Below are 24,721 nucleotides of genomic sequence, written 5' to 3'. Positions count from 1 at the left end.
CCATGCCTTTGAGACTTTAAAGGGCGCAAGGCTCACTGAAAGCCAACACCAGAAGGGCTTTGGCACCGGGCGAAGGCACGACACCCTCCTGGCCGCGAGAGAAAGCCGGAGCCAGGGAGCGAGAGAGATGACCGTGTGTCACCCGTTTTATCTCACACATCCTCGTTCCCAAGCTCTGCTTGGGACTGCCCCTCGGAGGCTCCGCCTCCATAGAAGAGGGACCGGGGAACCCTGACGGGTTAGAGAAAATAACTCATGATGAATGATTGTAAACAGGGCTGTCAATGAGCCATCCTGCTCCGATTTATCAGGCTCAGGGTGTGACGTTTCTCTTATGCGTCGTCTTTTTAAGTTTTTAGAAAAAAAGTGAAATTGTATTTGATGTGAAAATTAAGTTATGGCGGGCATTGCTTCTGTGCTGGCCTGGGCGATCGACTTTATGGGCCGCTTGACAAGCGCATGGTTTAACTCCACACTACTTTGGTGGTAAGGGTGGTCTTATAACGGAAGACGGAATAGGTAATATTAAAAAACAGTCATTCATAGGCGGCGTATTGCCGAAAAATAAGGTGGAGGTTTTTTTGCAGGCAAAGCTGGCAGAGGACAACGTTGATACGGTGTGGGTTCAGGGGACGGTCATGTTTATTAGCGCGCGGCTGTTTCTGGCTTTTTTATGCGTGATCTGTTTTATCGTCAGTCTCGGTTTTGTCGGGGTTTACAACGTGAGAGAGGTGATGCAAACCGTTGATCACGCCCAGGAAAAGGTTCTGGAGCTCAAGTTGATTCAGGGACAGTTGAACCATGCGCGTATCTCTATGTACGATCTGGTCGGTCCCAAGGAGCGTGAAGAGATTGACCGCATCAGGCAGCGCTTTGATGCGGATATGACGTCTATTTCAAAAACGATCGATGAATACGGTCTCCCCAGGGAAAGCTTTGACAAGGCGTGGCGCACCTACAATCGGATCATTCGTCTGACCTATGGTTCGGCCGGTATGCACGCCACAAAGGTCTTGCACACCCTGTCTAAAATTGAACATGAGAGACTCTCTGTTTTATTTGATGGGAAAATAGCCTCCATTGCCCAAGGGCTGGAGCGTGAGGTCAATGATGCGTATCAGCGGGCGATTTTTATTACGATGGCTCTTTGTTCCCTGGCCTTGATTATCTTGACGGCGTGGGGCAATTCCCTGAGGCATCTTCTGGCCGATCGAAAGCGCGGTGACGAGATGCAAAATCGGTATCTGGAGCGGCTGGATCTGCTGCACTGCATCGATCAGTCCATCCTGATGGCTCGATCTCCTGATGCGGTGGCAGAAGCGGCCATCCATCATATTCTTAAGATGGTTCCCTGCGATCGGGCCAGCATTGTGACCTTTGATGATGAATTGGGAACGGGGACACTTCAGGGGCTCTATGAAAAGGGTACGAAAGGAATCCGGACAGGGTTGTGTCTGGCCCTCTCCTCCTTTTATATTCCTCCCGAGATGAAACGGGGTGCTCCCGCTCTGGCCGAAGATATCACGGCCATCGAATATGATTCCGATGTGATCCGACAACTCGTGAAGTCCGGGATTCGTTCCTGTGCGGGCGTCCCGATGATGATTGAGGGGCGGATGATCGGGGCGATTTACGTGGGCAAGCAACAAACCGGCGGATTCCTGGCTGAACATCTGGACATCGTGACGGAAGTGGCGAACTCCCTGGCCACGGCCATTTATCATACCCAGCTTCATGAAGCGTTGCAGAAAAGCGCCGGAGAGCTGGAGTCGCGTGTGGAGATTAGAACCCGGGAGCTGGCGGACGCCAATCGCTCCATACGGTCAGCCAACCGGGAGCTGGAGGCGTTTTCTTACTCCGTTTCCCATGACCTTCGAGCCCCTTTGAGACGGATTGAAGGGTTTTGTCAGGCCCTGGCAGAGGATCACGCCGAGAGTTTGAATGAGGAAGGCCGTGGATATCTGTCCCGGGTGCGCAAGGCGTCCCGGCATATGGCGGGGTTGATCGATGATATGTTGCATCTGGCCCGGGTAACCCGGTGTGAGATGACCACCGAGACCCTGAATTTTTCCAACCTGGCCATGGCGACGCATCGGAATCTCGAACGTCAGTATCCCCAACGGACGGTGGCTATTTTGGTTGCGGCGGGGTTGAAAGGGCAGGGCGACCCCCGTCTGATTCATATTCTCTTTGCCAATCTTATGGGGAATGCCTGGAAATTTACCGCCCGATCCGACACGCCGGAGATCGAATTCGGGATTTCGAACACATCAGCCCACGGCCAGCCGGTCTATTTTATTCGGGACAATGGGGTCGGGTTCGATATGAAGGGGAAGGACAAGCTTTTCAGGCCTTTCCAGAGGCTTCACTCCTCGGATACCTTTGACGGTTCCGGGGTGGGGCTGGCCACGGCACAGCGGATCGTTCATCGTCATGGCGGTACCATCTGGGCGGAAGGTACGCCGGGGGTTGGGGCCGTATTTTACTTTACTCTGTGAGGATGATTGGGATGGAAAAAAAATGAAGGTGCTGATTGTAGAGGACTCGGAAGACGATGCGTTTTTGCTCCTGCGCAGACTCAGAAAAGATGGCCTGCAGCCGGAGTGCCGTCGTGTGGACAGTGAGTCGTCCATGGCGGACGCCCTTGAACGTGAGGACTGGGATCTGATCATCTCCGATTACGATATACCGGGTTTTGGCGGCATCGAAGCGCTGGGACTTTTGAAGGCGTCAGGTCGGGATATCCCTTTTATCATGGTCTCCGGGGTTCTTGGGGAAGATGTCGCCGTTGAGGTGATGAAAGAAGGGGCTCATGACTACCTGATCAAGGACCGGCTTGATCGCCTGGTTCCGGCCATTGAGCGTGAATTGCGCGAGGCGGCGGATCGCCGAAAGCGGGTGGTCGTGGAGCAGGCCCTCGACCAGAGTGAGGTGCAATACCGATTGCTCACCGAGCAGATCGTCGACGGAATTTCGCTCACTCAAGGGGGGCGTTATCTCTTTGTCAATGGGGCCTTTGGCGAGATTTTCGGTTATGACGATACGGAATATCTGGCGGGGAGAGAGGCGTTTCAGCATCTTTTTGAAGAGGAGCGGGGGGCTGTGGTGGCCCGGGTTCGGCAACTTGAGGAGCGGGGCGAAGGCCAGCACTCCTTCCAGGGACGGTGCACCGGGTGGGGTGGGAGAGTTTTTTGGGTGGGGGTCAACCTCTGCGTGATTAGATGGCAGGGGCGAAATGCTGTTTTGATGACCGCCAGGGATATCACTGAGATTAAGGAGAAGGAGCTGCGTCTTGAGGAGGAGTCCGCCCTGCTTCGGACGGAAAACAGACTCTTACGATCCTCCATGAAGGATCGGTACCGGTTTGGAGGCATGATCGGGAAATCTCAACCCATGCAGGATGTCTACGAATTGGTGGCCAAGGCCGCCACCACCGACGCAGGGGTGGCTATTTACGGGGAGTCTGGCACCGGCAAGGAGCTGGCCGCCAAGGCGATTCATGAGATGAGCGGTCGGAGAGGCCGCCATTTTGTCGCGGTGAACTGCGGGGCGATTCCCGAGGCGTTGCTGGAAAGTGAGTTCTTTGGGTGTAAAAAAGGGGCCTTTACCGGGGCGACGAGCGACAGGCCAGGATATCTCGACCAGGCGGAGGGCGGCACCCTTTTTCTTGATGAAATCGGAGAGATCAGCTTGAGTCTTCAGGTGAAGCTGCTTCGGGCCATTGAGGGGGGCGGTTATTCGCCGTTGGGAAGCGTCGAGATCAAAAAAACCGATATCCGGATTATCGCCGCGACAAATCAGGATCTGGAAGCCTCGGTACGTACGGGCACCATGCGGGAAGATTTTTATTACAGAATTCATATTATTCCCATTTATTTGCCCGCTTTAAAAGAGCGAAGGGAAGATATCCCGTTGCTGGTGGAACACTTTTTGAACCATGGGTGGGGCGAAGACGCACTTCCCGTGATTGATGCGCGCTCCATGCACGCAATGCTTGACTATGGGTGGCCCGGCAATATCCGGGAGTTGCAGAATGTGATCCATCGCTACCAGACCCTGGGCACCCTGGAGCTTGAGGGGGCTTGCTTTATTCCTCCGCTACCTGTGGGTGAGACGGTGCCGGAGGACGACGAGGCGCAGGACCTGCAGGGCGCCATGAAGTCGTACGAAAAGAAACTCCTCTTGAAGGCCCTTGAAAAAAACCGATGGCATCGGGGCAACACCGCCCGCTATTTAAATCTTCCTGTGCGGACCTTTTATAAAAAAATGAAAGACTATGCGCTGACTTCTGCATAAAATCTGCAAGAAATGGAATTGCGACAAAAAACCCATTATTTCAGGTGTATAAGATAAATATTGGGGTGGATATGCCATTTGTTGCAGAGTGGCTTTCCCGGTTGCCGGTGCTCTCTTTCGAACAATCCCTCGATATATCAGCCGGTTCTTTTTTTGCGTGTCTTTGGCATCCCTTGTGCAAAGTATAGTTGCTATCTGCAGGGCGGTGAACAGATCTCTCCACCGAGAAGAACTCCTGAAACCTGAGTCAACGTTTCGGGGGGATTTCTTTCTTTTTGTGTCATCATTGACCTCGAAATTCATAAACCCCACACCAACCATCTGATTTCACCGCCCCTGCTGATTTTTTCATAAGGCTTCGAGCCTATCTGTATCGCTAAGTTTGAGGAGGGAAAGAGTGAAGGTAACCCTAAAGGCAAAAATGGTTGTGGCCTGTGTCTCTGTGTTGGCCATTTCCATCATTTCTATCTGTATTATCACGGGCGTCAGAATCGGCAACAACTCTCTTGAGCTGTTTATTGAGGACTCCACCCGTCAGCTTCAACAGATCGATGAGACCGTGGACCTGCTGGTCGACAGTGTGAAGATGAACGCGGAGCTGCTTTCCAAAGACCCCCGGATGCTCAAGGATGACAACAGCATTACCACCTACAAACAGACCACCGAAATGACGCCCATGACTCCCCGTGAAAACGGCGGACTTGAGGCGGAGATATTCAATTATTTTCATCGCATGCTGGAGACCCATCCTTCCTATGGATCCCTTACTTTTGGCGCACGTTATGGAGGGTATATTCAGTATCCTCCCAGGGACAGGAAACCCGGTTATGATCCCACAACACGGGGGTGGTATCGGAGCGCCCTGGGGGACACGTCCAGGGTCTCTCTGACCGATTTGTATCGGGCCTCGGATGGGGACACGTATATTAGCCTGGTCAAGGCAGTGACCGGGAAAAATGCCGAGATTCTGGGCGTCGTAGCCGCCGATATCAAACTGGCGGGGCTGACCGAGATGATTGGCCGGATCAAATTCGGGAAGACGGGGTACGTGGTGCTGGCGGACGGGAAAAATATGATTCTGGCAAACCCCCGTCACCCCGAACTGAACTTCACTTCCATGGTGGACAGCGGCATTGATCTGTATGAAAAGATCGCGACCATGGGCTCCGGCCATCTGAAAATCGAGCGGGAGGGTGAGGTCTATGACCTGAATGTGTACACCTCTCCCCGGCTGGGGTGGAAGCTTATTGGCCTGATCCATCACGATGAAATTATGGAAAATGCCTGGGACATGATCTGGACACTGGTCTGGGTCGGTGGCGCTTTTTTTGTGGCGTCGGCGCTTGTCGCCTATTTTTGGGCTGGCTCCATGATTGCTCCCCTCCAGAAGGTGACAGATGGCTTGAAGGATATCGCCGAAGGCGAAGGGGATCTGACCATGCGTCTGGCGATCAGGGGGAAGGACGAGATTGCCGAGCTGTCAGGGTGGTTCAACGTTTTTATGGCAAAAATTCATGATGTGATTTCTGACACGGCGTCCCATGCCCATGCCGTCGGAAGTGCCTCTGGGGATCTTCTGGGGATCTCCAGAGATATGGCGTCAGGGGCTGAGCAGATGTCCCAGAAGGCCTCTTCAGTCACCACGGCGTCCACGGGTTCCATGGAGAGTATAAACGCCATTGCCTCAGCCATCGAGGAGACCTCGGCCAATATGGCTATGATCGCCGCAGCCACCGAGCAGATGACCACCACGATCAACGAAATCGCTCACCATTCTGAAATGTCGCGGGAAATTTCAGAGAAAGCGGTGGCCAATGCGGGCAATGCATCGGAAAAGATGGGGCAGCTTGGGGTTTCGGCGGAGGAAATCGGCCACGTGACCGAAGCCATCGCCGAGATCTCCGATCAGACCAATCTTCTTGCTTTGAATGCCACCATTGAGGCGGCCAGGGCCGGGGATGCAGGAAAAGGGTTTGCTGTGGTTGCCGGAGAGATCAAGGCGCTCTCCATGCAGACCGATGACGCAACCAGCGAGATTCGTGGAAAAATTGCGGGCATTCAAGGTGGGACACAGGCGGCGCTCACGGAGATCGGGGATGTCTCCCGGACCATCCATGAGGTGAATGACATTACCCTGACCATTGCCACCGCCATTGAGGAACAATCCGCCGCCACCCGTGACATCTCCGATAATGTCGCCCACGCATCGGAACGGTTTCAAAAGGTCAACGAGAGCATGGTGCAGGTCCTGGCCATTGCCCGGGAGATGACCACCGATATCGGTGAAATGAATGGGTCCGTTGGCGATATGCAGTCGAACAGCCACGAGGTAAACACAAGTGCTGCGGGCCTTTCCGGGCTTGCGCAGGCGCTGTCAGAGATGGTGGATCGGTTCAAGCTGTAGGCCAGGGGAGCGGGCGTCGGGCCGTTGCTGCTTTACCAGTGCGGCTGATTTCCTACCCGGGGGTTCATGACATCCAGGGTCTCGGTGACCACCACGAAGGCCCTGGGGTCCACATCCCGGATGATGTCCTTGACCCGGCCGAGGTCCCTTAAGGTGATCACCGCATACAGAATTTTTTCATCCCGGTGCGAATAAGCCCCTTCTCCGTGAATAATGGTAAGGCCCCGCCTGAACTCTTTGAGCATCCTCTCCGAGAGTTTCTCCCAGTGATCGGAAATTATCAGAACGACCTTGCGTTGACTCATCCCCATGAAGACGACATTCAGCACCTTGGCGTTCACGTAAAGGAAGACGATGGTGTAGAGGATGATGTCAAGGGTGGAGAGGAAGTAGGAGAGCAACACGACAAGGCTGTTCACGGCCAGGGAGGTGTTTCCCAGTCGGATGGAGAATCGTTTTAAAAGAATCACCGAGAGGATATCGTTGCCCCCGGAGGATCCGTAGGATTTCAGGATAATGGCAAGCCCTGTGCCTGAAAGGATGCCGGCCATAAGGGCGTCGAGCATCTTGTCGTGAAGGGGGATGGGGAGGCGGATGAAGTGGACACAAAGGGAGAAGATGGTCAGGCCGATGATGCTGTAGAGAAAAAAACGCCGCCCCACGTATTTCCACGCCACGGCAAAAAGAGGGACGTTGAACATCAGGTAGAACAGGACAAAGGGGAGGTCTGTGAACTGGTAATGCAGGAGCAGACTCAGGCCTGTGATTCCGCCAGAGGGGAAGTGGTTGGGGATGAGGATTCCGTTGATGGAAAGTGCTGAAAGGCAGCTCCCCAGGGTGAGAAGGCACACATTTTTTACGACAATTTTTCCACTGTCAATCCAGGTCTGATCGGACATCACAAACAATTCCATCTACGGTCATGGGACAAAACAAAAGCCCGGACATCCTCTTTAAAGCGGCGGGGCTATTTCTCTATTCTATGCGGGCCGTTGCCCGTGTGGGCCTTATATACAGAGGGAATTCAGCAATGGAAAGGATAAAGAGCGATTGAATTTTATCTGGGGTGAGTCAAAGAGAAATGGGTGATGTGATTGCAGGACGTAGGGTCAGATGACGAGGGGGAAATACAGGCGGAGTTTTTCTTTGTTTTGGTTTTGCTTTGGTTGTCCGAAACGCCTGAAGTGTATCCTCACAGAGGATATTTTGACTCCTGCCTGATGGGGGTGCCTATTTTCTTTTTTGAGTTTTTCATCTAATATGGATTTATATGTTCCTCGTACAGGGCGATTTTGTTCGTCTGGATGAAGGGCTGACATCCGTTGTATGGTCCCATGATTGGAAAAAGGAATCCCTCCATGTTTGACATCACTCCCGATGCACACGACTATATTTTGAAAAAAGGGCCGGAGATTACCGTCTGGCTGGAAACTCACCATGCATCCGGCGGCTGATGCGCCATGCGGCAGGTAACCACCCGCACCCCGGCGGTCCGTCGGGGAAAACCCCTTCTCATAGAAAATTATACCCCCTTACTGGTCTTCGGGATTACTGTCTGGTACCCGCTGGAGGTGCGCCCCGAAAAAGAGCGCATCACCATTTCCCTTGAAAAGCACTGGATCTTCAAGGATCTTGTTGTCAGCGGGGTGGGGGCGATCGTTTATAGTGAATAGTGAATAGTGAATAGTGAATGCGGACGCATTTCAGTCTTAAGAGGCGTCTCCCCATGCGCATTCGCAAACCCGCTTTCAAGGTGGCGCCACCTTGCCGCCGGAGGCATTGTTTTTTGTACTTTTATATTTTTCTTGCGACCTTAACGGGAGGTTGCCTCGCCGGCCAGAGGTGTCTCCAGGGGCCGCAGGATGGCATTCAGGGTACGGCACACCCGCTTGGCTTCGTCTTCGTCTCCGGCAAAACCCACCCAGCACTCCCAGGTCTCATCGGGATCTTTCCAGCGGGTGCCGTCGGGTTTGTGGTCGGGGCTGCCGTTGGTGTCATAGATGCGTTGAAAGAGGAGCACTTTTTTCAGGAAAGCCTCTTCCGGTGCCTGGCCGCCCCGTTTTCGGTAATCGTCATAGAGGGTGTCGGCTACCCGGAGGTAGAGCCCGCGCTTGAAGTCCTGGACCATGCGGGGAAGTGCCGCGTGAATCCAGGGGGAGTTGCGGCGCACGAGCTCTTTTTGAATCAGCGTCCGGCGGTCGGTGCGGCCGGAGGTGAGTTTGCGCTTGAGCGCCTCCCCATCCAGGGTGCCGTTCTCCGTGGTGGGAAGGTAGCCGGTGCGCCAGGCGGTGAATTCTGTGGAGAGTTCCTCCCCGCGGGTTGCGTCCGGAACCCGCTCTGCGAGGTCCCCGGGTTTCAGAGAGAGATCTGGGCCTAAGGGGAGCAGGGTTTCCGTAATTACCCAGGGATATTTCCGGTCGGAGGTCGGATCGTCGGCGGGCCTCTCTGTTATGCAGCGAATCTGAAGGGTGGCCTGAAGTCCGGCGTCTACGAGTATGCGGATGCCCCAATCCCGGGTGACAGGAGGTCTCTTGCTGAACAGGCCCCGCGCGTTCAGATCGAAGACGCACGGGGTGGGGTAGGGGGGCTGGTAGAGCACGAGAATATCATTGGGAAGCGTCATGTTTTCTCCTTATTCCAGTTTGCAGTCCCAGTCGTAGGGGATGACCGCGTTGTCCGTGGGGCTCAGGCGGCGTTCGTCGACATTATCGGGGTCGTAATAAACCGAGGGCATGCCTATAATCACGCAGAGTTCCTGACCAATGTTCTTGGTGCCGTGGAAGATCCCTGGGGGAATAAAGACCGCCCGCTGGTGGTGTTCTCCCATGAAAATTTCGTTGATGACGCCGTAGGTTGAAGACTCTTCGCGGTAGTCGTAGAGCACCAGCTTCACCATGCCGGTCACACAGACCAGGTGGTCTTCCTGAATTGAATGCAGATGCCAGCCTTTGACCATGCCGGGATAGGAGTAGGAGGCGATGACCTGTTTTATGTCTCGGCCATTCATGGGCTCATCATCAAAGCGCATGACTTCCATGAGAAATCCCCGCTCATCGGAGAAGAGATCCAGTTCTTTGATCACCACGCCCTCAATAAGTGCCTCTCCATAAAACCCCGGCAGACTTTGAATTCGGGGTTTATCCATTTTGTCGTATTCATTCATGCTTAATATCTGTGCCATGGGTATTCTCCTTGTGATGTGGGGCGTTATCAGAGGGGCAGGGTCCCAAAGATCTCCAGGCTTTAAGCCGAGGCCGTTACCGGGTCTACCCCCGTGGGGAACATGGCGGCAAAGGGTTCGAATCCATTTGTTTCCCGGATGGTGCAGAAGTGCATGCCTTTTTGACTGCCCGTCATCATCAGCGGGTTGGCGGCAAAGGGGTTCAGGTGGTGGTTGTCGTCCAGGACCTCGTCTTTGACCTCCAGGCGCAGGACTTTGCCCATGACGAGGCTGTAGTTTGCCTCTTTGAATTCTTTTTCCAGCCGGCACTCCATCCAGGCGTAGCAGCCTTGAATGCCAGGTGCTTTGATGGTCTGGGAGGGTTTTTCTTCCAAGTGGGCCAGCTCGTATTCGTCGATTTCCGGGGCGCTCATTTTCGCCGTGGGGATCACTTTCTCCTCGAAGTCGATGCCGGGGAGGTTGATGACGAACTCTCCGGTTTCCCGGATGTTTATGAGGGTGTCCCTTTTTTCGGCTGAGGCGAAGCAGATGAGGTCCAGGGGTCGCAGGACCGGCATGATGCAGGAGTAGGGGGCGATATTTCTGATGCCCTCTTTGCTGATCGTCGAGATGAAGCTGACGGGAAGGGGCATGATGCCTTCCCGCATGAAGGGTTTTAAGATCATGGGTCTCCTTAGTCCGGATATTTCACGAAAATCAGGCAGAATACCGTGGGTTACATTTCGCATTTTTGAAACGACTGAAAACATTGCTGCAATGGACTGTAATTGCACGTTATTTCTTGGCCATGATTGTTTTCTCATGAAATATCCGGGTTAGACATAGAATCAATGGTGGCCGACCCCAGACGCCTGTGTAAAAAAAAACATATCCATGGCGTGCCGGGGCGGCATCGTGGGCTCAAAGAAGCCAAGCTGACGGCCGCTGCGATGTGATCCGGGAAAGGAGGGAGACATCGCAACGGAAATCAGTTCTCGTGGGGTTTTATCTTTCCGCCGGAGTTGTTCCGGTTAAAGTCAACGGCTGAGGTGGATTTTACCTATCCACAGCTCATGTACGTGCGAGTACTGTGCGCTTCCTTGCATTTCACGCGAATGCAGACGCATTTCAACCGGAGTGACGACTCCCGATGCGCATTCGCAAACTCGCTTTCGAGGTGGCACACCTCGCCGCCGGAGGCCTACCAATCAGGGTCGTCACCGAGGATGACGGCCAGGGGGTTGGCACCCAGGCGGGTGAGCCGGTCAAAATCAGCCTGGGACGTGAGCTCCAGGGTTTTATGAATAGAGACGAACTCGCTTGGGCTGTGGTCGCTCTGGAAGACGTAGCGGTTGTAGCAGGCGTGGAGCCAGAGGTCCTTGTGCCAGTCGAGATCTTCCGGATTGAGACCGAGGCTTTCGACGAATGCCGCGGTTTTCCATTTGTAGCAGAGGACAGAGGCGTCCCCTGTTTTCGTGGCCCTATTGAACCGGATGATGATCCCGCCCGGGGTTTCCCACGTGTGGGAGGCGGTTTTCCAGGGGCGTCTGTTGGGGTAGATCATGGAGAGGTACCCTTTTTTCCCGGGGGTGAGGTTCAGGGTGTGGACGATGTAGTCATCCTGGCACCAGGACGGGACGCCGATATAGGTGTAGGATTCACCGTCTCGCAAGGGGAGCTCCGAGAGGATGCAACCCACGGTGAAGTGTCCCGAGGCCACGCCGCAGCAGAAGTGGTCGTGGAAGAGGGCGGACTGGATCAGTTGCTCTGGGATCCCGTCGTAGTAGCCGTTGGCCAGGGTGGCGACGGCAAAGGCTTTTTTGCCCAGGATGTCTTTGAGGGGCTCAAAGGAGGTGCCCACATCCACCCGGAGGTTGAAAATTTCCGAGGCCTTCAGGTGGTTGTCGGTCACAGCAATGGAGACCGCCGAGAGCTCTTTCGGGCCTTTTTTATGCACGAAGACCATGAAGAGAGGGGCGTCCGTCCGGGCGTGAACAGAAAGAAGGTTTCCTTCCCCCCGGCTGATGGCGCTCATGCGGGTTACGGTATCGAGGATGGGCCCCGTGGATTCTCCCTGATGTGTCACATACCCTGCGTTGGTCACCATGGCCAGGCCGTCATCAAACGGCGTGGCGGATAATTTTGCCATGGCCAGCATCAACGCCCGCTGCCCCAGGCTCGGTTGGTGCCCGCCCATCGCGTGGGCCGATACGGCGGAAAATCCCACCACCACAAACCAGACCAGAATTCTCATGCTCCATTTTCTCATTTTTTCTCTCCTTATTTTGAATGAAAAAGTATGCACCCCAGAGGCTCTGCCTCCACGGTGGAAGGCGCGACAACCTGGGAATTAATTCTCACGCTTTTGTATCCCAAACCGGCAAGGCAGCGCCTTGCACACCCCACCCCCACCCCCAGGCGGAGCCTGGGAGCGAGAGAGGGAGTCGCGTGTCTCTCGTGTATCGTCTTACACGTCCTCGTTCCCAAGCTCCGCCTGGGAATGCCTGTCGGAGGCTCTGCCTCCACGGTTGAAGGCGCGATAACCTGGGCATTAATTCACACCCCGCCGCATCTCACACCGCCAAGGCAGAGCCTTGCCCACCCGCTTTCAAGGTGGCACCACCTTGCCGCCGGAGGCTGTTTTTTCATATTAAAACGTCGCCGATACCCCCACGGTGTAGGTGGTGTCGGGCATGGGGTACCCGGTCTCCTCTTCGTAGTCTTCGTCAAAGATGTTGTCGACGGAGGCCATGAGGCGCCAGGCGCTGAAGCTGTTTTTGAAGACCAGGGCGGAGGCGCTGGCACCGACCACGGTGTAGGCCTCGAGTTTGATGACCTCTTGGGTCTTTGCATCGATGTGTTCGCGTTTGTCCACGTGGTTGAGGGTGAGACGGGCGCTCACGCGGTCGTCAAGCCGGTAGTCGAGGCCGACATTGACCATGGTTTCTGGAAAGTCTGGGACCTGTCCTTCGAGACGGTTTTCGGGGTCCGAGGGGTCGCCTTTTTTATCGCCCTCCTGCCAGGTGAGGTTGCCCCAGGCGGAGAGGTTAAAGGGAAGGGGCGCCCGCAGGGAGAGTTCTGCCCCCTGGATGGTGACCTCCTCGATGTTGTAGTGCATGGACCCTTTGTAGGGAATGGAGGTGGATGTGATGTAGTCGTCGATGGCGTAGTGGTAGCCGCGGAGTTCGACGTCCAGGACTTCGGCGAATTTCTGGGAGAGGGCCAGCTCCACCTGTCTGGATTCTTCGGGGGTCAGGCTGGTGTTGGGGAAGGCGCTCTCGTTTCGGTTGACGAACCACCAGAAGTACTCAGGGGAGGTGGGGTAGCGATGGACGATCCCGACGCGTGTGGAGAGTTCCCCCCCTTTCCAGGGGCGAAAGGAGAGGGCGGCCCGGGGGTCGAGGTTCGATTCGGAGAGGTCCGTGGTGGCAACGTTTTTTTCAAAACCGAAAGCGTCCGCGTCGATGGCGTCGGCTTTGTACCACTCCTGCCTCAGGCCTGCCTCCAGCGTCCAGACGTCGGAGAGCTGCCAGGTGTCCTGGAGGTAGAGGGCATGGTATGTCATGATATCCGGTTGCCCTTTGAATCCATTTTTGACAAATGCGAGATCGGAGTGGTTGATGGAGCCGTTGAAATAGGAGGTGTCGATGGCGGTGACGGTCTGGTCTCCCCAGCCCTGGCTTCGGGTTTCTCCTCCGGCTTCGAGGGTGTGGTCGCCCAGGGCGACTTCCCCTTCCGCCTGGAGAGACCAGTTGTCGGGTTCGGCGTCGGTCTCCCGTTTGTAGATCACCTTGCTCGGGTCATCGGCGGCGACGTAGGTCTCCTCCTTATCCTGGCTCCAGGTGAGGTAGTTCAGGCGAAGGTGCCCCTTTTGAAACTCTTTTTGAATCCAGGCGGTGATGCGGGTGTTCTCGTCCTCGGCAAAGCTGTCGTCCCCCCAGGCTTTTTGCTTATCCTTGAGCCGAACGGAGATTCCGGGACCACCCAACTCCCGTTCGTCGGAGTCGGGCTCTCCCCCATCGTAATACGGGCTGTCCGGGCGGTTGTAGACGGGCATGCCGGTTTCGTATTTGCTCCAGCAGACTCCGCCACCGACCGTGAGGCCCAGGGGAAGGTTGACCGAGAGGTCGATCTCCCCGTGGTTGCGGTCGGTATCGTTGTTGCGCAAAAATCCGTCGGTTTCATAATGGCCCCCGGAGAGGAACCAGCTCCCGTATTGGTTTCGGCCCATGTGGGTGAGGGCTTCTTCGTGGGTATTCTCGCTGCCGTAGAGACCGCGGATCTCTGTTTCCAGGCCCTCTTCCGGCGATCGGGTGGTGATGTCCACCACGCCTCCCAGGGTGTTGCCGTACTTGGCCGGGACCGCGCCTTTGTAGACCTGGACCGTCTCTATGCTGTTGGGATTGAGGGTGCTCCAGTCCACGGGGCCGTTGCCGTAGGAGCCATCTCGTTGGATGGGGACCCCATTTTTAAGGATTCGCAGCCGGGATTCGTCGAACCCGCGCATTCGAAGTTTTCCGTTTTCGTTGCCTGAGACCGCCGTGCGCCTCAGCTGGATGCCTGGAATTTGGGTCAGGTTGTCCAGGAGGTTATCCGACATGCCCGGTTGCATTACCTGATCTCGGGAGAGGACTTTTGGAGAGATGGTGGCGGGGCGCTTGGCCTCCACCCTCACCTCATCAAGGGACAGAGTCGGTGTGTCGTTGGCGTCAGCGGCCCATGATAATCCGGTGGCTGCACAAAGCAGCAGGGCCACGCCCATGCCTGTGGGAAGAAATTTCATTGCGTGTTTCAATCTCGTGTCGTGTTTCAAAGGATGACAAAGCCTCCATGTTGTGTGGATCGAATAGATGAGTAAAATGAGCCTCCGGCGGCAAGGTGTGCCACCTTGAAAGCAGGTTGGTAATGCGTTTTGCCTCGGCAGGTCCGCCGGAGGCATTTTTGTGGCTTAGTCTTTGCTGCATGTGCTGCAGACAGCCTTGCTTCCGATCTGTTGCAGTCGGGACGCCATCACCGGCTCACCGCATTGATCGCAGAGAAACGACGGCTCAATTTTCGCTTTAGGCGGCATGGACGGCGACACGGCGTTCATCGAAAAGAGGGTGTTCCAGGGGGTGGAAAGAATCTCCTCTGCCCGTTGGTGGTGGAGACGCCAGAATTCAGCGATCTCCTCTTCCGATGCAGCTTCCTTCATGACCTTGCCCATGAGGGCCTGGTGGGGCGCGGAGAGGCTCACCGTGTCCGGCTTGAGGCAGAGCCGCACCGCGGTGTCCTGCTCCCGACTGATGAAGGTGACAGCGATCTTCCCCACGTCCTTAAAGATAAAATTTCCTTTGCCGAAGGTGCTCCCGGAAAGGACCTGGACAGCATCGGCGCAGCAGGCGTTAGTCTCGACGCAGGAGACCACCTCTTCGTCGCCTGCCCGGCTCACTCCCAATTCGCTCAGGCCCGCTCGGGCCGCTACGATCCCCAGGGCCAGACCCGGGCAGAGGTGACCGTGAAAATCCACACATCGTTTGACATCTTCCTGCCAATTTTCCATCTTTTTCCTTTCTCTTTAGATTGGGGCCAGGGCAAAAATAAAACAGACAAAAAGCGGTGCCTCCGGCGGCAAGGTGTGCCACCTTGAAAGCTGGCTTGCGAATGCGCTTTGGGTGACGTCACTCAGGATTTTATCGCGTCCGCATTCGCGCGGCGTGCGACGGTATGCGTTGTGTGTCACAAGTGCCAGAACCCTGGGTTTTCGGTTTTATTTCAAAGAATAATTTTGTAACTATTCAGCTCCAAAAAAAGCCTCCGGCGGCAAGGTGTGCCACCTTGAAAGCTGCTTGCGAATGTGCTTTACCCCTCGTTCCTCGGGTCAAAACACATCCGCATTTGGGTCAACATAAATCTGAAATATATAGTTAAGACCTGTTTGTTAAACTTTTCAAAAGTTTAGCCCCCGGCAGGGCCGCCGGAGGTATAAGCTGAATAGCTACATAATTTTTACCGCAATTATTCCGGCGACGAGGGTGCCACCCTGAAAATTACATGCTTGGGTCATCACGTGTCTTCAGGTCGCGCTTTAGGCGCGCACCGATCCCGTTTCGCCGGAGGCGATTTTTTGGTGTGAGTCATCAATTGACGAAGGGAGGAGTGGGATGGTAGGAATAATCCGAGGCTCCCTTCGGGGAGACTCATGCCTGAAGGAGGCAGTCCCTATCTCTTGCCGGAGTTGGACTGTCTCCTTTTTTTATTTATATCCTTTGATAGCCATAAAAGGCGTGGCGTTACGTCAGTTCAAAGCACAATGTTACCTCCAGACTGATAGGCTCTTTTTCATCTTGCTCGGGGATGGACGGGAAGGGGGCGGCGGAGAGAACCGCTTTTTTTGCCGCTGCGTTCAGCATGGCGAAGCGGCTGGCCCGGATGATCGTGATCTCTTTTACCTCGCCTGTGGGGGAGAGGACAAATCGCACGCGGACGGCCCCTTCCATGTTCTGCCTCCGGGCGCGCCGCGGGTAAGTCTTGCGGGATTCTATGCGTTGCCGGACCTGGTTGGCATAGATTTGGATGAGGTCGGCATGGGACAGGATCATAGCGTCCATGACCGGTTCGGTTATTGCCGTCACATCCGGCTCTGTCGTGCCTGCAGCCAGTGAGGGTTCCGCAGGCGGGTCGATGGGCTTCTCCTGCGGCGTGCGTGTTGCCTCAGGTTGCACGACCGGTGCGGGCGTTTTTTTAGCGATGCGTTTTATTTTACGGGTCTTTTTTTTCTTCGGGGCACGCTTTTTTACAGGGGGGGGCGGGACCGCCTTTTGTTTTTCGGCCCTTTCTTCAATTCTGGAATAGAGCGCGATATCGCCTGCCACGTGAATTTTTTCTGCCTTTAGAAGACTCGGGTCCCAGAGCCAGAGGATGGCGGCATGCACGGCAAGAGAAAGAGCCAGTCCTGAGATGCAATGTGTGTCATTCGCCACTGTGTTGTCTCCTATATCCCTGACTCATCTTCCGTGGCCAGGCAGAAGCTGGCGGCACCGACGGTTTTGGCCAGGTCCATGATCTGGACGACGCTGTTGACCCGGGTCCCCCGATCGGCCCGAATGACAATCCGGGTGTCTGTGGTCAGGCCGGGGATTGCCGTTAGCTTTTGTTCCAGTTCGAAGAGGCTCACCTGAGTCCCTTCCCAGAAGAACGTCCCTTCTTGGGTGACGGCCACCACCAGGTCCCGGGGCATGGTCCGGGAGGCCTGTCCCGCCTCGGGCAGTTTGATGCCGATGCCTTCATCCACCATAAAGCCCATGGTGAGAAGAAAGTAGATGAGGAGCATGAAGACCATATCGATCAAGGCGGTTAAGGGGGCCTGGATAGGGTATTGCGCCCTTTTTGTATCTGAAAAGTCGATCATCGCGGGGGTTCCGTCTTCTTGAAATAGCGCACCATCCTGTGTTTAAGGCCGGCCTCCTGGGTTTCAGCGCAGGCGGTCAGGTAGCTGTGTGCCATCATCACGGGAAGGGCTACGGCCAGGCCCAGGGCGGTGGTCAGCATCGCTTCCCAGATGCCCCCGGCCAGGGCCGCGGAGTCCACCTTGCCGCCGGTCTGCTGAATCACCATAAAGGCTTTGATCATCCCGGTGATGGTGCCGAGAAGGCCGAGTAAGGGGGTGATGTTGGCGATGGTCGCCAGAAGCTGCAATCGGGCTCCGAACCCGCGACTCTCGAAGGCGTAGGCTTCTCTTATCGCCGCCTGTCGTGTGGATTCCTCGCAGTCTCGTACGGAGAGGGCTTCCGTCAGGATTCGACCCAAGGCTGTGGGGTTCGACTCTACGGTGGCTTCGGCCTCCGAGATCCTGCCCTCGCAGGTGAGATGAATCAGCTCGTCCACCCACCCCTTGTCTTCCCGTCGCAGTCGAAGAAAGAATACCAGGCGTTCCAGGAAGACCGCCAGGCCCACCACCGAACAGAGGCCGATGGGGAAGACCAGCACGCCCCCTTTTGCAAGAAAATCCAGCATGTAAACCTCATCTTAAATGTTTAGAAACCGCGTTGTCAGTGGGTGGCTGCATAAAAAAAGCCACGAATTCAGGGCGAGATACGTCTCACCTGCCTTCGTGGCTTTGTTGGTATTACCGTCAATTTTTTGTGGAACGGGCAACGATGGTGCTTTTTAACTTCTCATCTTCTTGATGAGTATATTGTAGTATTCTTATTCATACCTTTGTGGGGGTGTCAACAGCAAAAATGGAAAACGTCATTGTGGTGCGGGGTTGGATTACTCTATAGATGCTTTTAAGGGCGCCCTTCGCATGCCGGGTGTTTTAAAAATCTCATTAAATCTTGAAGTTTTTGACCAGGATCATCAATTCATCTGTCAGGTTGTGGAGTCCTTTGGCCCTTTCTTCGACATCCGCGCTTATGCCCGTGATCTCTTTTGAAGAGAGGGTTATTTCTGAGATGTTTTTTGTGATGGCTGAGGACGCGTCCCAGCTTTTGTGCAGCTTTTGTGAGGTATCACCGATTCCATCGGAAGCCTGCGCGATATTGCTTGAAATTTCTCCGGCAACTGAGGATTGTTGCTGCACAGCTGCCGCGATGCCGTTGATGGTGTCATTGACGCTGTTTATGATTTTTGTAATTGCTTCTGTATTTCCCGCGGCTTCATGCGCCATTCCCTGGACACCTTCGATTTTTTCCCTGATGTCAAGGGTGGCTGCCACCGTTTGACCGGCAAGCTCTTTGATCTCATTGGCCACGACGGCAAAGCCTTTTCCAGCTTCGCCTGCCCTGGCAGCTTCGATGGTCGCATTCAGAGCCAGGAGATTTGTCTGGTCGGATATGCCTGAGATGACGTTGGTAATCTTGCCAATTTCTTCGGCGGCCTTTGTCAGTTTGCTCATTTTTTCTGAGGCCACGTGCGAACGAGATGCGGCACGTCCGGAGGCCTCTTTTGCACTGTCTGCGTTCTTTGAAATTTCGGTGACCGTTGACGCGAGCTCCTCAATGGCTGAGGCCACCATGGTGATGTTCTCCGATGACTCCTGCATCAACTCTGTCCCCCGAGTAAGCTCCGTGTTCATGCCATCTGCAGAGGCCAGAGCCCGGGCGGATTGTGTCGACGTTTTTTTAGCGTTTGACGCCAATTTTGCCGAGATGGATAACAATCGGTCGGCCGAAGGGACCAGCGCATCGGAACAGGTTGCAAATTGCCCGATGATGCCTTGTAGTTTTTCTATAAAAATATTGAACCAGCTGGCAAACTGCCCTGTCTCGTCTGACGATTCGACCGCAAGCCTCTGGGTGAGGTCGCCTTCTCCTTCGGCGATGGATTTAAGCCCTGAGAGGGCCGCATTGATCGACTTGGTGATTTTTCCAGAGAAGAGGATAATGGCGCCCACAACGAGAAGGATGGAGATCAGGCCGGATATGCACCCGATCTTTCTAATGTGATCCACGTCTTTTTGCATGGTGGACAGCGGTACGCTTACGGCAAAAGACCAGGGGGTGGCTGTCTGCCCGATTCGCAAGGGGGAGAAGAACATATACGCCCCGTGGCCGAACCCTGTTTGGTTGCCGCCCAGGGCATACTCTTTCCCGCTTTGGATGGCTGAAAGAATTTCGGGGGAGGCCCCCGCAGCGGAGAGGTTTTTGCCTGTCGATTCTTTGTCAGGATGGGCGATAACCATCCCGGTGTTTGAAATGAGAATCGCGTGGCCGGTGTCAAAGGGTTTGATGGTGGAAATGGTGCGGTCCAACTCGGTCAACGCGATATCGATCCCCACGACGCCGATGACCGCCCCATTTTTTTTGACAGGCACCGCCACGCTTGTCATAAGAATATTGCCGGTATCCTCTTCAGCGTAGGGCTGGAGAATGGTTTCCCTCCCTGAAACTTTTGGGAGTTGATAGTAATCGGCTTCGGTGTAATCGTCATTGACGGAGACGGCAATTTTTCCATCTTCCATGTACCAGTATGGATAGTAGATTCCCGATTCATCGTGCCATGTGCGGTTGGCATAGTCATTGTCTCTGCCGTCAAGCATGTCCGGTTCGAAAATGGCCCAGATCCCAAGATATGAGTCGTCGCCTTGAAGAAGTCTTTTCAACGAATCATCCAGCATATCCCGGTCAATTGCAGCGGGGTGTTGGGCCACGCCTTCCATGACCCGGGCGAGGGCACGGGTGTCGGTCATGGCTTGTTCGAGTTTATCTTGCATGACGCCACCGTATCGGTAGGCAATCTCAACCGTTTTTTCACGGGCCTCTTCTCCGGCGGTCGCCCCTGCTTTGTGCGTAATATAAAAGACAGTGGCGATAAATGGAATCAGTGTCACCGAACAGAGGGTCACCAGCATTTTGAATCTCAGACTGTTTTTATCAAAAATCATTTTTAAATCCTGACAACAAAGTTAACTTATTTGTCATGCATTCATATATTCAGGAATGAACAGCTTGCAAATAAAGTGGATTCGCACTTTTATCAGTTCATAAATAAGGGACATTGGGTTTGCTGGATTTAAAGCGTAGGTTTTATGGGGACTTGTTTGTTCCGTTGAGAAATTCTGGTGAGATGCCCTGGAATAAAGCTGTTTTTTGCTGGATGATCGTCATGGTTTGTTCCTGCCTTAATGGGGAATATGAATTTATAGATAGTCATAAATTCATTTATCCATAGTTTTACTATGTATCGACCAGTGAGGCGGGATGTATAAATCGTTTTTCATTTTTTGGTCACTATTCAGCTCTCAAAATAGCCTCCGGTGGTAAGGGGTGCCACCTTGAAAGCAGGTTGGTTTTAAGTTGAAATTTAATCAATATTAATAGTTAAGACCTGTTTGTTCGATTTTTCAGAAGCTTTGCCCCCCGTCAGGGCTGCCGGAGGCACAAGCTGAATAGTTACCGTTTTTGCACGTGTCGAAAACCATTGCAAAGGGAGAGGGAGGCATTTTCATACGTCTTTCAGGAATTCCGCATCATCGTTACACCGCGCGTTTCCTGTGGCCGTCAGAATACAGAAGGGGAATGCAAATCAGGGCGTGGATTCCCGGTCACTTGGCGATGCAGAAGGTGGTGGGTGGCGGGCCGTAAAACGGCACAACCGGATCCCTTTTCCCGGGCAGCTGGGGAAGATGAGGAGGGACGAAGGCGGGAATCCCTGGTGGTGATGTGATATTGCCGGGTTTTATGATGCGGGTGGTGAAATAAATGCGAAGGTGGCCGAAACGATGATCAAGGCTTTTTTTAGAGCGGAGCCTTTTACAACGGGACGATGCACCTGCGTGTTCATGCTGGAAGTGCATGATCTGTATTTACCATGATGTTGAAGGGTTGACTTTGTAGGGCGGGGGGATTAAAATCTTAAACGAATGGACGAAATGAGTCGAATAAACCGAGGTGAGCATGAAAACAGGGATGGCTGAAAACAGGGATCCGCGGCAGGTGATTATCGTCGCCGCCAAGGGGCTTTTTGCACGATTCGGTCTTGGGAAGACGACCATGGAGGACATTGCCAGGGCGTCGAATAAGGCAAAAAGTACCCTTTATTACTATTTTAAAAGCAAGGAGGACGTCTTTACCAGCGTGATCATGCTGGAGATTGCAGGGCTTAAAGCGGCCATCGGACAAGCGGTCCGAAGTGAAGACGATCCCGGGGACCGATTCAGGGTGTTTGTCGAAACGCGGCTGAAATATTTTTCGAAAAAGACCGACCAGTATATTTCCATCAGGGAAGATTACCATAAACATCATGGCCTTATAAATGACCTTCTTGACGATTATTCCCAGTGGGAGATCGCCACTATTAAACGTATTCTGGAATATGGAAGCGCGAAAGGGGTCTTTGACGTCCATGATTTTGTGGGCGTCTCTCGAGGGCTGTTTTTGGCTTTGAAAGGCCTGGAATATCCCTGGGTGGTCGATATCTCTAAAAACGAGTTGGAAAAGAGCACCGCTATTCTGTTGGACATTTTACTCAAGGGGGTCAGCCGGAACTGATTTTTTTTGGCAAAGAGTCGACCAAAATACGAAATTCGTTCGATTCTCCGTAAAACGCACCCATCCTGTTATTTTATCGGGGAGGATATATCATGTGTTGGAGTGGAGAAGCTTCCGCCGTACTGGCAACGGTAGGGCTCGGAAGCACCCTTTATTTTGCGGTTAAAAAGGAAAAAAAAGAGCTGTGGGTTCCCCTGGGGTATTTTGCCCTCATGGAACTTTTGCAGGCGGTGACCTATCTCTACATAGACCAGTGTGCCAATCCCATCAATCAAGTCCTGACGCTGCTTGGGTATATCCACATCTCATTTCAACCGTTTTTTATCAATATGGTGTCCATGCATTTTATCCCTGAAGCGGTGAAGAAGCGGATTTCCTGGTTTGTGTATGGCCTCTGTTTTCTGGGCACGGTCTTGATGCTGATCAAGGTCTACCCCTTTGCCTGGGGGGGCGCGTGTGCCTGCGGTGTGTCTCCCATGTGTGGAACCACTCTCTGCTCGGTTCACGGGAGTTGGCACATCGCCTGGAATGTCCCCATCAACGCTATCAGCTACCTCTATTTCTTTGGCTATACCTTTCCTGCGTTTATCCTGCCGGTCTTGTATGGATCCTGGCGGATGTCTCTTTACCATGCCGTGGTGGGGCCTGGCCTGGCCTATCTCTTAACCAGCAATTACAACGAATGGCCTGCGGTCTGGTGCCTGTTTTCCATCGCCCTGCTGATGGTCATTATCAAGACACCGGTGAGACGGATGCTTCATGTTACGAAATGGTATTTTTGGCCGTATCCTTTTCGGCGCATCGATGACGATGAGGTGACGCCGAAGCAGAAAAAGGGGCGAAAAGCCACCTGAAGCCACGGGGAGCATTTCGATCAATCAGGGACACTCTTCCAGGTCTTCCTGGTGGGAAGGAGGAGAGATGAAACGACTATGGTTTTCACAAAAAAATGAGCCCGTCAGCGCATGGATTCATCTCCTCGGATTGTTCTTTTCTATCATCGGTTTTGTGATCCTGATGGTCTTTACGAAAGAACATGGAACCCTGTTGCATCTCATTGGATTTATCATCTTCGGGGTCAGCCTGATTTTTCTTTATCTGGTCAGCACGGTGTATCATTTTTTTCCCCGATTCAGCCGATTCAAAAAAATTCTGCAGCGCATGGACCATATGATGATCTATATCTTCATGGGCAGCTCCTATACCCCCATTTGTCTGACGATTGACAACAGGGCCTGCGGGTGGGGCCTGCTCGCCGTGGCCTGGGGCTTTGCGTTGACCGGTGTGATCGTCAAGGGGCTTGATCTGCAGATGAAGGAGTGGGCTTCGGTGCTGATGTATGTGGTCTTTGGGCTGCTTCTGGTCAGTGCCACCGGCCCCTTGCTGCAATGGCTGCCGCAAAAAGGGGTCGGGTGGATGTATGGCGGGGGTTTTCTGTATCTCTTTGGGGTGATCTTTTATCTTCTGGAGGACTACGGCCCCCGAAAAATCAAGGCAGGGCTGCACGAAACCTGGCATGTCTTTGTGGTCGCGGGAAGCTATTGTCATGCCTGGCTGATGCTGAAGTATGTCTTGTATATTTAGTTTTTTATAAAAAATGTGCTTCGTGCTTCGTGCTTCGTGCTTCGTTCGAGGAGTCGCTGCGCTCGACCATCATTTATGAAATGGACCGCGCCAGCTCCGCGCCGAGTTCTGAGGCCTGGGCCAGGATTTTTGGGCTCTCTTTGACCTTTGCCTTGTCGAAAATATGGAAAACAGGCAGCTCACCCACGATGTCATACCCTAAGGCCTCCATGGGAAGGCGCATGGCATCCAAGGTAAAGCCCATGTCCTTTTTGTTGTCTTGTTCACACACCGCCACGATCACCACTTTTCTTCCCTGATTGCCCAGTTGACTCGACCAACCGCTGGGGCGCTTGGGGTTGAAGTTGTAGAAGCAGTAAAGGCGGTCGATAAAGGCCTTCATCCATGCCGTGATATTGTAATTGTGGGTGGGGGAGACGAGGACCATGCCTTTGGAGGCGATGATGTCCGGGTACAGAAGGGACATCCCGTCTTTGTGACCGGTGCATATGTGATCCTTTCTGCACTTTTCGCATCCGATACAGGGCTGAAACTGAACATCCCGCAAATAAATTCCCTCAGATGTCGCTCCCTGCTGTTTTGCTCCTTTCAGGACCTCTTTTAACAGGAGATCGGAATTTCCGTTTTTCCTGGGGCTTCCGCTGAGTCCCAATACGGACGGCTCGGGGTGATGGTCGCTGATATTTTGAAAAATGGCGTGGTCAAAAAATCGCATGGGTGATTCCTTTATTTCTGTGGTCGTTTAACGTAAGCGTCGCGACGCGGAGTGCTGTGGTCGTATTGATGGAAAGAGAGCCGTTGCGGCGAACAAAAAATGAAATCCCCTCCCTGTATGGCCGGCTTGGTGGTTATGAGCCTATTCCAGCGTCTGAACTGCATCCTATCTTATCTGCTTCCTGATCTTTGTAAATAGTGTGCTTCCTTACAAGCTTGCGGTGTTGCTGTTGCCGTCACTGGATCCAGTTGGGCGGGCTGTCCCGGTTGGCATCGATGGGGAGCCAATCGCCCTGGTTTGTAAAAGTTTTCAGCAATACACCCGTGAGTCGTCTTTTGAGGTGAGCGTGCTTCGATATGGGGTGAGGGCGGTGAGGGTTCTGTCACAGTGGCATTAAGTCGGCATTTTACGTGACGGCCGTGCTCTTTTTCTAAAGGTGTTTTCATTGATTTGGGATCGGTACGCATCTGATCTGCTGATTTAACCACGTCAATATCCTGAGTGATTATGCGAGATGCGTTGAACGAATTTATCCTGGCATGCTTAGCCCGGATATTTCATGAGAAAACAATCAGGGCTAAGGAATAATT

General features: G+C 53.8%; 19 protein-coding genes. 7 read left to right on the top strand and 12 right to left on the bottom strand.

Translation table 11 applies throughout. The features are described 5' to 3' along the window. The first annotated feature begins 581 nt into the window (after window positions 1-581). The 3 genes from Q1Q75_RS14140 (at window position 582) to Q1Q75_RS14130 (ending at window position 6,700) form a co-directional block, all read left to right on the top strand. Window positions 582-2,498: an ATP-binding protein gene (locus tag Q1Q75_RS14140; protein WP_300671899.1), complete on the top strand. Its 1,917-nt coding sequence runs from the start codon at window positions 582-584 to the stop codon at window positions 2,496-2,498. Window positions 2,499-2,520: 22 nt separating this feature from the next. Next, on the top strand, window positions 2,521-4,296 hold the full coding sequence (locus Q1Q75_RS14135; protein WP_300671896.1) for a sigma-54-dependent Fis family transcriptional regulator: 1,776 nt from the start codon (window positions 2,521-2,523) through the stop codon (window positions 4,294-4,296). Between the two features lie 397 nt (window positions 4,297-4,693). After that, window positions 4,694-6,700, top strand: coding sequence for a methyl-accepting chemotaxis protein (locus tag Q1Q75_RS14130; protein ID WP_300671893.1), 2,007 nt, complete (start codon window positions 4,694-4,696; stop codon window positions 6,698-6,700). Between the two features lie 32 nt (window positions 6,701-6,732). Here Q1Q75_RS14130 and Q1Q75_RS14125 read toward each other — a convergent pair whose 3' ends face one another. Continuing rightward, window positions 6,733-7,614 carry a YitT family protein gene (locus Q1Q75_RS14125; protein WP_300671890.1) on the bottom strand — a complete coding sequence of 294 codons (882 nt, stop codon included), beginning with the start codon at window positions 7,612-7,614 and terminating at the stop codon, window positions 6,733-6,735. A gap of 444 nt (window positions 7,615-8,058) precedes the next feature. Between Q1Q75_RS14125 and Q1Q75_RS14120 the strand changes: the two genes are divergently transcribed. Next, window positions 8,059-8,373, top strand: a complete 315-nt coding sequence (locus Q1Q75_RS14120) for a CC/Se motif family (seleno)protein (RefSeq protein ID WP_300671888.1) — start codon at window positions 8,059-8,061, stop codon at window positions 8,371-8,373. Between the two features lie 140 nt (window positions 8,374-8,513). On the opposite strand, the gene Q1Q75_RS14115 is transcribed toward Q1Q75_RS14120, so the two are convergent. From Q1Q75_RS14115 to Q1Q75_RS14070, 10 genes are all read right to left on the bottom strand, one after another. After that, a complete protein-coding gene (locus Q1Q75_RS14115; protein ID WP_300671885.1) occupies window positions 8,514-9,323 on the bottom strand; it encodes a hypothetical protein in 810 nt (269 codons plus the stop codon). 9 nt (window positions 9,324-9,332) lie between these two features. Beyond that, window positions 9,333-9,881 (bottom strand): dTDP-4-dehydrorhamnose 3,5-epimerase family protein, encoded by a 549-nt coding sequence (locus tag Q1Q75_RS14110; protein WP_300671883.1) that lies wholly within the window; start codon window positions 9,879-9,881, stop codon window positions 9,333-9,335. 62 nt (window positions 9,882-9,943) lie between these two features. Further along, window positions 9,944-10,546: a flavin reductase family protein gene (locus Q1Q75_RS14105; RefSeq protein ID WP_300671881.1), complete on the bottom strand. Its 603-nt coding sequence runs from the start codon at window positions 10,544-10,546 to the stop codon at window positions 9,944-9,946. A gap of 515 nt (window positions 10,547-11,061) precedes the next feature. Next, a complete protein-coding gene (locus Q1Q75_RS14100) occupies window positions 11,062-12,129 on the bottom strand; it encodes an FmdE family protein (protein ID WP_300671879.1) in 1,068 nt (355 codons plus the stop codon). Window positions 12,130-12,510: 381 nt separating this feature from the next. Next, the gene (locus tag Q1Q75_RS14095) at window positions 12,511-14,643 is read right to left on the bottom strand and encodes a TonB-dependent receptor (RefSeq protein ID WP_300671877.1); all 2,133 of its coding nucleotides are present in this window, start codon (window positions 14,641-14,643) and stop codon (window positions 12,511-12,513) included. A 165-nt stretch (window positions 14,644-14,808) separates the two neighbouring features. After that, a complete protein-coding gene (locus tag Q1Q75_RS14090; protein WP_300671875.1) occupies window positions 14,809-15,402 on the bottom strand; it encodes an FmdE family protein in 594 nt (197 codons plus the stop codon). A gap of 730 nt (window positions 15,403-16,132) precedes the next feature. Further along, complete coding sequence (locus tag Q1Q75_RS14085; RefSeq protein WP_300671872.1) at window positions 16,133-16,822, bottom strand: energy transducer TonB; 690 nt, start codon at window positions 16,820-16,822, stop codon at window positions 16,133-16,135. Between the two features lie 11 nt (window positions 16,823-16,833). Next, window positions 16,834-17,250 (bottom strand): biopolymer transporter ExbD, encoded by a 417-nt coding sequence (locus tag Q1Q75_RS14080; protein ID WP_300671870.1) that lies wholly within the window; start codon window positions 17,248-17,250, stop codon window positions 16,834-16,836. Continuing rightward, on the bottom strand, window positions 17,247-17,855 hold the full coding sequence (locus Q1Q75_RS14075; protein WP_300671868.1) for a MotA/TolQ/ExbB proton channel family protein: 609 nt from the start codon (window positions 17,853-17,855) through the stop codon (window positions 17,247-17,249). The genes Q1Q75_RS14080 and Q1Q75_RS14075 overlap by 4 nt, the downstream gene beginning before the upstream one ends. A 316-nt stretch (window positions 17,856-18,171) precedes the next feature. Then, window positions 18,172-20,226, bottom strand: coding sequence for a methyl-accepting chemotaxis protein (locus Q1Q75_RS14070; RefSeq protein ID WP_300671866.1), 2,055 nt, complete (start codon window positions 20,224-20,226; stop codon window positions 18,172-18,174). A gap of 1,012 nt (window positions 20,227-21,238) precedes the next feature. Between Q1Q75_RS14070 and Q1Q75_RS14065 the strand changes: the two genes are divergently transcribed. From Q1Q75_RS14065 to Q1Q75_RS14055, 3 genes are all read left to right on the top strand, one after another. Then, window positions 21,239-21,832 (top strand): TetR/AcrR family transcriptional regulator, encoded by a 594-nt coding sequence (locus tag Q1Q75_RS14065; protein ID WP_300671865.1) that lies wholly within the window; start codon window positions 21,239-21,241, stop codon window positions 21,830-21,832. A gap of 92 nt (window positions 21,833-21,924) precedes the next feature. Continuing rightward, window positions 21,925-22,686, top strand: coding sequence for a DUF5765 domain-containing protein (locus tag Q1Q75_RS14060; RefSeq protein ID WP_300671863.1), 762 nt, complete (start codon window positions 21,925-21,927; stop codon window positions 22,684-22,686). A 67-nt stretch (window positions 22,687-22,753) separates the two neighbouring features. Further along, a complete protein-coding gene (locus Q1Q75_RS14055; RefSeq protein ID WP_300671861.1) occupies window positions 22,754-23,416 on the top strand; it encodes a hemolysin III family protein in 663 nt (220 codons plus the stop codon). A gap of 73 nt (window positions 23,417-23,489) precedes the next feature. Here Q1Q75_RS14055 and Q1Q75_RS14050 read toward each other — a convergent pair whose 3' ends face one another. Further along, a complete protein-coding gene (locus Q1Q75_RS14050; protein ID WP_300671859.1) occupies window positions 23,490-24,131 on the bottom strand; it encodes a flavodoxin family protein in 642 nt (213 codons plus the stop codon). Between the last annotated feature and the right edge of the window lie 590 nt (window positions 24,132-24,721).

The organism is Desulfoluna sp. (assembly GCF_030145185.1).
Classification (GTDB): Bacteria; Desulfobacterota; Desulfobacteria; order Desulfobacterales; family Desulfolunaceae; genus Desulfoluna.
Note: the sequence above shows the minus strand (reverse complement) of the source record. Positions and strands in the feature narration are given on the sequence as shown.

Excerpts from the sequence above, each read along its gene's own strand:
- Q1Q75_RS14135 (WP_300671896.1), top strand. The coding sequence starts at position 2,521 with ATGAAGGTGCTGATTGTAGAGGACTCGGAAGACGATGCGTTTTTGCTC.
- Q1Q75_RS14125 (WP_300671890.1), bottom strand. The coding sequence starts at position 7,614 with ATGGAATTGTTTGTGATGTCCGATCAGACCTGGATTGACAGTGGAAAA.
- Q1Q75_RS14115 (WP_300671885.1), bottom strand. The coding sequence starts at position 9,323 with ATGACGCTTCCCAATGATATTCTCGTGCTCTACCAGCCCCCCTACCCC.
- Q1Q75_RS14110 (WP_300671883.1), bottom strand. The coding sequence starts at position 9,881 with ATGGCACAGATATTAAGCATGAATGAATACGACAAAATGGATAAACCC.
- Q1Q75_RS14105 (WP_300671881.1), bottom strand. The coding sequence starts at position 10,546 with ATGATCTTAAAACCCTTCATGCGGGAAGGCATCATGCCCCTTCCCGTC.
- Q1Q75_RS14100 (WP_300671879.1), bottom strand. The coding sequence starts at position 12,129 with ATGAGAAAATGGAGCATGAGAATTCTGGTCTGGTTTGTGGTGGTGGGA.
- Q1Q75_RS14095 (WP_300671877.1), bottom strand. The coding sequence starts at position 14,643 with ATGAAATTTCTTCCCACAGGCATGGGCGTGGCCCTGCTGCTTTGTGCA.
- Q1Q75_RS14090 (WP_300671875.1), bottom strand. The coding sequence starts at position 15,402 with ATGGAAAATTGGCAGGAAGATGTCAAACGATGTGTGGATTTTCACGGT.
- Q1Q75_RS14080 (WP_300671870.1), bottom strand. The coding sequence starts at position 17,250 with ATGATCGACTTTTCAGATACAAAAAGGGCGCAATACCCTATCCAGGCC.
- Q1Q75_RS14075 (WP_300671868.1), bottom strand. The coding sequence starts at position 17,855 with ATGCTGGATTTTCTTGCAAAAGGGGGCGTGCTGGTCTTCCCCATCGGC.
- Q1Q75_RS14070 (WP_300671866.1), bottom strand. The coding sequence starts at position 20,226 with ATGATTTTTGATAAAAACAGTCTGAGATTCAAAATGCTGGTGACCCTC.
- Q1Q75_RS14065 (WP_300671865.1), top strand. The coding sequence starts at position 21,239 with ATGAAAACAGGGATGGCTGAAAACAGGGATCCGCGGCAGGTGATTATC.
- Q1Q75_RS14060 (WP_300671863.1), top strand. The coding sequence starts at position 21,925 with ATGTGTTGGAGTGGAGAAGCTTCCGCCGTACTGGCAACGGTAGGGCTC.
- Q1Q75_RS14055 (WP_300671861.1), top strand. The coding sequence starts at position 22,754 with ATGAAACGACTATGGTTTTCACAAAAAAATGAGCCCGTCAGCGCATGG.
- Q1Q75_RS14050 (WP_300671859.1), bottom strand. The coding sequence starts at position 24,131 with ATGCGATTTTTTGACCACGCCATTTTTCAAAATATCAGCGACCATCAC.